The sequence below is a fragment of the Nevskia sp. genome (assembly GCF_023266035.1).
GTDB lineage: Bacteria > Pseudomonadota > Gammaproteobacteria > Nevskiales > Nevskiaceae > Nevskia.
Genome location: NZ_JAHFRY010000029.1, coordinates 22,562 through 31,905, shown reverse-complemented (window position 1 = coordinate 31,905; position 9,344 = coordinate 22,562). Strand labels below are relative to the sequence as shown.

Annotated in this window: 8 protein-coding genes; 5 read left to right on the top strand and 3 right to left on the bottom strand. The window is 63.2% G+C overall.

What is annotated here, in order from left to right:
• The 5 genes from Q0D45_RS06385 to Q0D45_RS06365 all read left to right on the top strand — a co-directional run.
• Positions 1–446 (top strand): peroxiredoxin (locus Q0D45_RS06385; protein WP_293390072.1); only part of this gene is annotated, 446 nt, incomplete at its 5' end.
• Between the two features lie 32 nt (positions 447–478).
• Positions 479–1,450, top strand: coding sequence for an SMP-30/gluconolactonase/LRE family protein (locus Q0D45_RS06380; RefSeq protein WP_293390069.1), 972 nt, complete (start codon positions 479–481; stop codon positions 1,448–1,450).
• A gap of 342 nt (positions 1,451–1,792) precedes the next feature.
• Positions 1,793–4,588: a TonB-dependent receptor gene (locus Q0D45_RS06375; RefSeq protein ID WP_293390066.1), complete on the top strand. Its 2,796-nt coding sequence runs from the start codon at positions 1,793–1,795 to the stop codon at positions 4,586–4,588.
• A gap of 105 nt (positions 4,589–4,693) precedes the next feature.
• Positions 4,694–5,584, top strand: a complete 891-nt coding sequence (locus Q0D45_RS06370; RefSeq protein ID WP_293390064.1) for a dienelactone hydrolase family protein — start codon at positions 4,694–4,696, stop codon at positions 5,582–5,584.
• A 148-nt stretch (positions 5,585–5,732) separates the two neighbouring features.
• Entirely contained in the window at positions 5,733–7,295 is a 1,563-nt protein-coding gene (locus tag Q0D45_RS06365; RefSeq protein WP_293390062.1) for a peroxidase family protein, read from the top strand.
• Positions 7,296–7,508: 213 nt separating this feature from the next.
• Here Q0D45_RS06365 and Q0D45_RS06360 read toward each other — a convergent pair whose 3' ends face one another.
• The 3 genes from Q0D45_RS06360 to Q0D45_RS06350 are packed head-to-tail and all read right to left on the bottom strand — an operon-like array spanning position 7,509 to position 9,315.
• Positions 7,509–7,937, bottom strand: a complete 429-nt coding sequence (locus Q0D45_RS06360; RefSeq protein WP_293390059.1) for a biopolymer transporter ExbD — start codon at positions 7,935–7,937, stop codon at positions 7,509–7,511.
• 31 nt (positions 7,938–7,968) lie between these two features.
• Complete coding sequence (locus tag Q0D45_RS06355) at positions 7,969–8,394, bottom strand: biopolymer transporter ExbD (RefSeq protein ID WP_293390056.1); 426 nt, start codon at positions 8,392–8,394, stop codon at positions 7,969–7,971.
• A gap of 12 nt (positions 8,395–8,406) precedes the next feature.
• Entirely contained in the window at positions 8,407–9,315 is a 909-nt protein-coding gene (locus tag Q0D45_RS06350) for a MotA/TolQ/ExbB proton channel family protein (protein WP_293390053.1), read from the bottom strand.
• Between the last annotated feature and the right edge of the window lie 29 nt (positions 9,316–9,344).

Here is a 9,344-nt window from a genome sequence, read left to right as displayed (position 1 = left end):
CGCTGAAGCTGGGGCCGGTGGTCGTCTACTTCTATCCCTCGGCCTACACCGGCGGCTGCAACATCCAGGCGCATACCTTCGCGGTCAACCACGAACGCTTCACGGCGGCCGGCGCGACCATTCTCGGCGTGTCGCTGGACAGCATCGACCGACTCAACACCTTCTCCGCCGATCCCGCCTACTGCGCCGGCAAGATCATCGTCGCCTCGGATGCCGATGGCGCGATAGCCAACGCTTTCGAGCTGCAGGTCCGCGAAGCCGGCGACGGCAAGACCGATACCCGCGGTGCCGAGATCCGCCATGGGCTCGCCGAGCGCACCACCTTCATCGTCACGCCGAACGGCCGCATCGCCGCGAGCCTGACTGGCCTCAAGCCCGCCGAGAACGTCGAGCAATCCCTGAAGGCCGTGCAGCAGCTTGGCCTATCACCGCGCGCCGCGCGCTAACCCCTTTCATCCCGTACACAGGAGTCCAGACCATGTCGAAACCTTCATCGACGGCGGCGCTGCTTGCCGCCAGTGTTCTCGTTGTCATCACTGCCGCCGCTGCACAGGACGCGGCACCAACTGCCACGACCCCGGGCATCAGCGGCGTGGTTGCCGCCGGCACGCCGATCAAGCTGATCAAGGATGGTTTCAACGGCACCGAGGGGCCGCTGCCGCTGCCCGATGGCAGCCTGATCTTCACCGAGAACCGTGCCGACCGGGTCATCCACATTGCCAAGGACGGCAGCACCAGCACCTTCCTGGACAAGGCCAACGGCATCAATGCCTTTGCCGCAGCAGCCAACGGCGATCTCTATGCGGTGCAGACCCTGAAGCCGCGCGTCGGCATCGTCCATCCGCCGGGCCGCGAGAAAGTGCTCGCCGAGTTGTACGACGGTGCTTCGTTCGGCCGGCCGAATGATCTGGTCATCGACAAGCGCGGCGGCCTGTACTTCACCGACTCCGGCACTCAGCTCAATCCGGAGCAGCAGCCACCGGCGGGCAAGCCGGGCGTCTACTACCTGCCGCTGGGCGGCCAGCTGGAGAAAGTCGCCAGCGACATCGAGCGCCCGAACGGTGTGCAGCTGAGCCCGGACGAAAGGACTCTGTACGTCGCCAACACCGCCGGCGAGCAGGTGCTGGCCTACGACATCGGCAAGGGCGGCAAGCTCGGCCCGCGCCGCAACTTCGCCAAGCTCGAAGGCTGGAAGCAGACCGACACCGGCCCGAGCAGCGGCGCCGATGGTCTGGCGATCGATCAGGATGGCAGGCTCTACGTCGCGTCGACGGTCGGCGTGCAGGTGTTCTCGGCGAAGGGTGCCGCGCTCGGCATCATCCCGCTGCCGAAGGCGCCGCAGAACCTGGCGTTTGCCGGTGACGACAAGAAGACGCTGTACGTGGTCGGCCGCGGCGCGGTCTATTCGATCGCCACGCTGAGCGGCGGCTATCAGGGCCGTTCAAAGTAAGAACGGGTGTCGCTGAAAAGCTCCGGTCGCCTCGCGCGGCTGGAGCTTTTTCATTTCCGGAAATGGAGTTCCGAATGGCGCTGATGGGATACAGACAGCGGCCATCAGCAGTCTGCTGATATTTCAACAGTTGGCGACTGCCGGAGCTTCCGGAAGGGCGTCAAAAGCTGTGACGATCAACGCTTGAAGGAAAGTTAAATCTGTTATTAAACATGCGCTTGTTCGAGATAATCCACCTTCTTCAAAGCCCTGAACGGCGTCTGAAGAAAACGGCATGGTCTCTGCTCTACCCCTCCCCATCGTTTGCGATCAGCAAGCATTCAACGGAGTGGGGAAATAGAGATGTCAGCATCAAAGCGAGTCAAGCGTCAGCCTTCATCCGGCCAGCGCAACAGCCCATCGTCGAAATCGGCGACGGGATCGTCGGCGTCGAAAGTGGAGTTCGGCTCCACCATGCTGCTGGGGGGCAGCCTGCTGATCGCTGCGTTCAACGTGCATGCCGCCGAAGCGCCCGCAACAGCGGCGCCGACGTCTGAAGTCGAGCTGGCGCAGGCCAGTCCGGCAGCCGAAGCCAGCGCGGCGGACGCGGACGCGGCGACGCCTGCGGAAGCCGATGGCACCCAGCTCGACACCGTCGTCATCCGCTCACGGCCGCGCATCGCGGCCCTCAAGGACAAGCCGCAGTCGGTCTCGGTGGTCTCCGGTGAATCGCTGAGCCGCCTGAATGCGCTGACCATCGGCGACATCACCCAGCGCGCCGGCAATGTGTCCTGGAACCAGGGCAATGCGCGCACCAGCAGCATCTCGATCCGCGGCATCGGCCGCCAGGCGCAGACCGATGCGATGGACCCCAGCGTCGGCTTCAGCGTCGACGGCGTGCCCTACCCTTACAACCCGCTGGCCAGCTTCGACTTCATCGACCTTGCCAATGTCGAAGTGCTGCGCGGCCCGCAGGGCACGCAAGGCGGCAAGAACGCCAATGTCGGCCTGATCAATGTCACCACCAACCAGCCGCGCTTCGAGCGCGACTTCAACGCTTCGGTGTTTCTCGGCCAGCAGAACACGGTGATCGCGCGCGCCGCACTCGGCGGCGGCGTCATCAAGGACCTGCTCGCCTGGCGTGGCGCGTTCTCGGTACAGAAAGGCGACGGCTTCATCAAGAACGACTACAACCGCGACATCTCCTATCCGAACCGCGATGCCGTGGTCGGCCGCGTGCAGTTCCTGCTGACGCCGCTGGACAATCTCAATGCCACTCTGCGCGCCGATTTTCAGCCGCGAGTCGGCCAGTACTACAACGGCTTCGTGCTCTACACGCCGACACCGACGAAATTCGCCAACGGCGACACCAATACCCTTGGCAGCGATGCCAAGACGCGTCTGGCACGCCGCTGGTTTACCCAGGACGGCAACTACAGCTACGACCAGGACTACCTCGGCAGCGCGATCAATACCGACTCGCAGTTCCCGCTGGTGACCAGCAGCCGCGGCGCTTCGGCCGAAGTGAACTGGCTGCTCGGCGACCACACGCTGACCTCGATCACCGCCTGGAAGAACTTCTCGTTCCAGGCCAAGAACGACGAAGGCACGCCGTTCGACATCAACAAGAACGGCGGCGGCAATGTGTTCTACAACCAGGCCAGCGAGGAGCTGAAGCTGACTGGCCACTTCGGCAGCGCCGTCGACTACACGACCGGCATCTACCTGCTGCGGACGATGAACAACTACGACACCGGCAGCGGCTTCGGTGCCGACGCCGGTGCCTGGTATGCAGGCGCCGGCCCTACCGGGCAGTACGCGACGCTCGACAAGGACTCCGCCGGCCGCTACCTGTTGAGCAACTCGCTGAATCGCCTGGTTCAGAAGCCGGTCCAGGAGATCCGCAACAAGAGCGCTGCGCTGTTCAGTCAGGCCGACTGGCACGTCAGCGAACCGCTGACGGTCACCGCCGGCTTCCGCCTCAGCCGCGAGGATCGCCGCAATACCACCTATAAGCAGATTTTCGAGCAGGGCTATGCGCCGGAGCTGAATCCGGCGACAGTCAATGGCGTGGCGCTCGGCGGCTTCGCGTCGGCCGGCCCCAACGGCTTGCAGTTGTCAGACGGAACGCGGGTACCCCCAGGCGGCCTGATTCCCGACGCGAACGGCCCCGAGCAGCTCGCGCTCGCGGATGCGACGGCGCTCAAGTATTTCAGCGTCGCCTCGTACGACAACCTGAGCGACCCCCAGAAGCTGCAGATCGCCCACGCCAAGACGATCCGCCAGACCCAGATCGGCACGATCTGGAACGACACCGATGGCCCGCGCTTCCAGGAAGTGCAGCCCTCGTTCGTGCTGAGCCCGAGCTACCGCTTCAACCAGCTGTATACCGGCTATGTGTCGTTCCGCTATGGCGAGAAGTCCGGCATCTCGCAGGTGGTCAACAGCGTGCCGTTCCTGGCGGTACCCGAGGAAGCCCGCGCCTACGAACTGGGCCTGAAGACCTCGCTGCTCGACAGCAAGCTGACGCTCAACACCGCGCTGTTCTGGAACGACATCAAGAACTACCAGCAGCAGGTGCAGGTGTACGACGAGTACACGACCGTCAACACGCCGGATGATCTGACTTACTACACCGCTGCCACCGGCAACGCCGCCAAGGTTCGCGCCCGTGGTGTCGAGGTCGATGCGCTGTACCGGCCGATCGAACGGGCCTCGTTGCGCTTGTCGGTCGCCTACAACGACGCCTACTACCGGGATTTCAAGAACTCGGCGCAGCCGGTCGAGAACGGCAACCTGGCCCTGCAGCCGCTACGCGACATCAGCGGTTCACGTCTCCCGGGTGCGGCCAAGTACACCGGCAACCTCGGCGCCGATTACAACCAGCCCATCTTCGTTGGCTATGTTGCGCACACCAACTTCAATCTGGCTTACACCAGCAATTACAACTCCGATGTCCGTCTGTCTTCGTACGCCACGGTGCCGGCCTATGTGATCGGTGATCTGGCCTTCGGTGTCGGCACCGCCGACCAGAAGTTCGACGTCAGCGTGCTGATCAAGAACGTATTCAACGATGACACCTCTCAGGTCGTCACCTGGAACAGCTACGTGCCGGCGACGCCGCGCTTCTACGGCGTTCAGTTCAGCGCCAAGCTCTGATCCTCCTGCAGTAAAAGATGCCCCAGCGATGTCCATCAACTGGCATCGTCGGGGTGTCTGCTTTTCATACGTCTATTCAGCAACATCATCGAAGGAAACCAGCTCATGTTCCTCAAGCAAGCCCGTGATTTTCATCCTGAAGCCCTGAAGCTGTTCGACCAGTACGTGCACGGCCAGCTATCGCGCCGTGGCTTCCTGCAGCAGGCCGGCCGTTTCGCCGCTGCCGGTGTCAGTGCCGAAGCGCTGCTGCTGTCCTTGAGCCCGAACTTCGCCCAGGCTCAGCAGATCGCACCGACCGATGCCCGCATCGTCACCAGCTATGTCGAATATCCCTCGCCCGATGGTTACGGCAAGCTGCGCGGCTATCTGGTCAAGCCCGCCAAGTTCAGCGGCAAGCTGCCACTGGTACTGGTGGCCCACGAGAACCGGGGCCTTAATCCGCATATCGAAGACATCGCGCGGCGTGTCGCGCTGGCCAACTTCATCGCCTTCGCACCAGATGCGCTGTTCCCGCTGGGCGGTTATCCCGGCGACGAGGACAAGGCTCGTGAAGCGTTCACCAAGCTCGATCAGACCAAGACTCGCGCCGACTTCATCGCCGCCGCCAAACAGTTGAAAGCGCTGCCGGACGGCAACGGCAAACTCGGCGCCGTCGGCTTCTGCTACGGCGGTGGTGTCGCCAACTATCTGGCCACCCAGCTGCCCGATCTCGCCGCTGCCGTGCCGTTCTACGGCGCCCAGCCACCCGCCGATACCGTGGCCGCGATCAAGGCACCGCTGCTACTGCAGTACGCCGAGCAGGACGAACGGATCAATGCCGGCTGGCCGGCCTATGAAACCGCGCTGAAGGCGGCCAAGGTGAACTATCAGGCCTTCGTCTATCCCGGTGTGCAGCACGGCTTCAACAACGACACCACGCCGCGCTACGACGCCGCAGCCGCGAAGCTGGCCTGGGATCGGACGATCCAGTTCTTCGATCAGCATCTACGGGCCTGAGTCAGCGGCTTCATCCCGCTGCTGGTCGTTCCGGCATCGGCCAGCTGATCGGCAGCGGCACCTGGGCGCCCTGCAGAACAAACGGCGATCAGGTTCACAGTCCCGAAATGCCGGCAATGGCAGAGTGCTCCCATCAGGGAGAAACGCCATGTTCAAGTTGCCGACGCTGCTGACGCGCGTGCTGGATCAGGTGGTGGAACCGGTGGGCTCCATTCAGCCCATACGCCGAACCGTCAGCCGGGTGGCAATCAACCACTACGCCTACTCCGCTGCACCGCGACCTCGTCCGCTGTCGATGGCCGCCGACTACAGCAGCTGGTTAAGCCTGAATGACCGCTCCTACAGCGGACGACACCTGCCGCCGGCCGATCCAGTGGCGCACGCGGCGCTGCCGGCGGAAGCGGCCGTAACCGCCTTGTTCAGGCGCGAACGGGAAATCCCATCCTCGGATACCAGCGTGCTGTTCATGTTCTTCGCCCAGTGGTTCACCGACAGTTTCCTGCGCACCAGTCGCGAAGACTTCCGGAAGAACACGTCGAATCACGAGATCGATCTCTGCCAGATCTACGGCCTGACCGAAGCCAAGACCTGCCTGCTGCGCAGCCTGCAGGGCGGACGCCTGAAAAGCCAGATCATCGATGGCGAGGAATACCCCGCCTTCCTGTTCAAGCCACGTCAGCCCGGCGCCCCGATGGTCTTCAAGGATGAGTTCGTGGGGCTGCACGACGAGGACTTCATCACTCAGGTGATACTCGGCGATGCGCCGGACGAGCGGAAGGATTCGGTATTCGCCGTCGGTCTCGAGCACGGCAACAGCACCATTGGCAACACGATCCTGAACATCGTCTTTCTGCGCGAGCACAACCGTGTTGCCGGCGTGCTGCAGTTGGAACATCCGGACTGGGACGATGAACGCCTGTTTCAGACGACTCGCAACATCCTGATCGTGCTGCTGCTGAAACTGGTGGTCGAGGAATACATCAAGCACATCGCGCCCTTCGATTTTCCGGTCGAGATGGTGCCGTTCATCGCCGATGGCGAACGCTGGAACCGGTCGAACTGGATCGCCATCGAGTTCAACCTGCTGTACCGCTGGCATTCGCTGGTGCCGGATTTCCTCGGCAACGGCAGCGATCGGCTGGACCCCGGCAACTTCCGCAACAACAATCCGCTGGTGATGTCGCTCGGCGTCGAAGCCCTGATCAGGCAGTGCTCGCAGCAGCGCGCAGGCAAGATCGGGCTGTGCAACACGCCGACCTTCCTGACCGATCGCTGGCATCCGGACTTGCCTTCGGTTCAGGAGCGCAGCATTTCCCTGATGCGCAATGCCCGCCTGCGTTCGTACAACGACTACCGAGAGGCATTCAATCTGAAGCGACTGACCCGCTTCGATCAGCTGACCTCCGATACCAAGCTGTGCGAGCGCCTGCAGGCAATTTACAAGGATATCGATCAGCTCGAATGGTATGTCGGCATCTTCGCCGAGGACTACGGCGAGTTCCAGATGATGGGCGAACTGATGACCACGATGGTCGCCTATGACGCCTTTACCCAGGCCCTGACCAACCCGCTGCTGGCGCGCCACGTCTTCAACGAAGCCACGTTCACCAAGACGGGGCTGGAACTGATTGAAGCGACGGACTGCTTCCAGCAGATCCTGGCGAGGAATTCCGGATCGCCGAGCGCCGCTTACGCAAGCTTCAGCTGCTAACCGTCGGGTCCGCCGCCAAATCGCTGCAGCGAGCGCGGGACGCTCAGAGCCTACCAGACCGACCTTTGCGAGCCTGAACCCGCGACAAAAAAAGCCCGATGACGGTCGATGATGAGCATCGGCGGTCATCGGGCTTTTCCTTGCTTCCCACTTGAGCCCCCAGCTCGCAGCGCCTTGCCACTTACCCCGCTGTTGATGCAATAAGAACCGTCGTCAGAGAAACTGCTCGGCTCCCACCAGACCAACCTTGGTCAGCCCTTCGCGCTGCACCGCCGCCATCACGCCGGCGACGATCCGATACGGCACCTTGGCATCCGGCCGGATGTGCAGTTCGGGCGGCGCCGTGTTGGCGGCGGCCGCTTTCAGGCGCACGTCGAGCGCCCCGGTATCGGCAATCGCTTCGTCGTTCCAGGTGATCGCGCCAGCAGCGTCGATATTGATGCGCACCGTCTCCGGTATCACCAGCGGCGCTGGCGGATTGCCGGCCGGCAGATTCAGATTCACCGAGTGCAACTGGATCGGGATGGTGATGATCAACATGATCAGCAGCACCAGCATCACGTCGATCAGCGGCGTGGTGTTGATGTCGGCGATCACCTCGAGTTCATCGGACGAGCTGCCCGAGCCTACGTTCATGCCCATGTGTCTTGCTCCGTGTAGGGGTTTGGTGGGGTCAGCCGCGCGGTGGCGGTTGCGTGATGAAGCCGAGCTTCAGGATGCCGGCACGTTGACTGGCGACGACCACCCGGCCGACGTGTTCGTAAGCCGCGGCACCATCGCCACGGATCTGCACTTCGGGCTGCGGCTGCAGTACGGCGACCTGTTTCAGCCGATCGACCAGCTCCTCGTTGTTGCCGATGCGCTGCTCGTTCCAGTAGACGCCGCCGTCCTTGTCGACCGATAGATTGATGTTCTCCGGCTTGGTCACGCGTGGCTGGTTGACCTCCTTCGGCAACTCCACCGGCACCGCGCGGGTGACCACCGGAATGGTGATCAGGAAGATGATCAGCAGCACCAGCATGACGTCGACGAGGGGGGTGGTGTTGATCGATGCGACGAGCTCGTCCTCGTCGTCGCCGGTCTTGAAGCTGGCGCCCATGGTCGTCTCGCCTCAGGCTGCAGCAGCGGTCGCGCGCTGTTCGCGGCGACGCTGGCTGGGCACTTCGACCGGACGTGTAGCCTGCGCACCGAGCAGCACGGCATGGAGTTCGGAACCGAAGTTGCGGACCTGTTCCAGCGCCGACTTGTTGCGACGGACCAGCCAGTTGTAGCCAAGCACGGCCGGCACGGCGACGGCTAGACCGATGGCGGTCATGATCAGCGCTTCGCCAACCGGGCCGGCGACCTTGTCGATGGAAGCCTGTCCGGCGATACCGATCGCAGTCAGCGCGTGATAGATGCCCCAGACCGTGCCGAACAGGCCCACGAATGGCGCCGTCGAACCGACCGTCGCGAGGAACGCCAGCCCGCCCTGCAGACGGCTCTGCACCTTGTCGATCGCACGCTGGATCGAGACCTGTGTCCATTCGTGCAGGTTGATGTGGGCATGCAGGCCGCGATGACGTTCGGTGGCTTCGGCGCCGGCGTTGGCGATGAAACGGTAGGCGCTGCTCTGGTCGAGGGTCTCGACCGCTTCCTTGACCGCACCCGCCGACCAGAACGTCTCGGTGGCACGCCGCCCCTGACGATTCAGGCGGGCCTGCTCGAAGAGCTTGGTGAACAGCACGTACCAGCTGCCGACCGACATCACCAGCAGGATCGCCAGAGTCGATTTGGCAACGATGTCGCCACCTTTCCACAGCGCGTCCAGGCCGTAGGGGTTATCGACGGATTCAGTCGCCAGTGCCGCAGTGGCGGCCGGGGCCGGATTTGCAGCTTGTGCAGGCGCGGAGGTCTGTTCGGTGACGACGGGTGCCGCTGCCGCGTCGGCTGCGACGGCATCGGCTGCCTGAGTCGTGGCCGATGCCAGGCCGAGCAGCAGCGCGGCAACGAAAGTGCGGGAAGTATGGGAGTGGATCATGGCGGTCTCTCTTGTTGAACGCTTGGGGA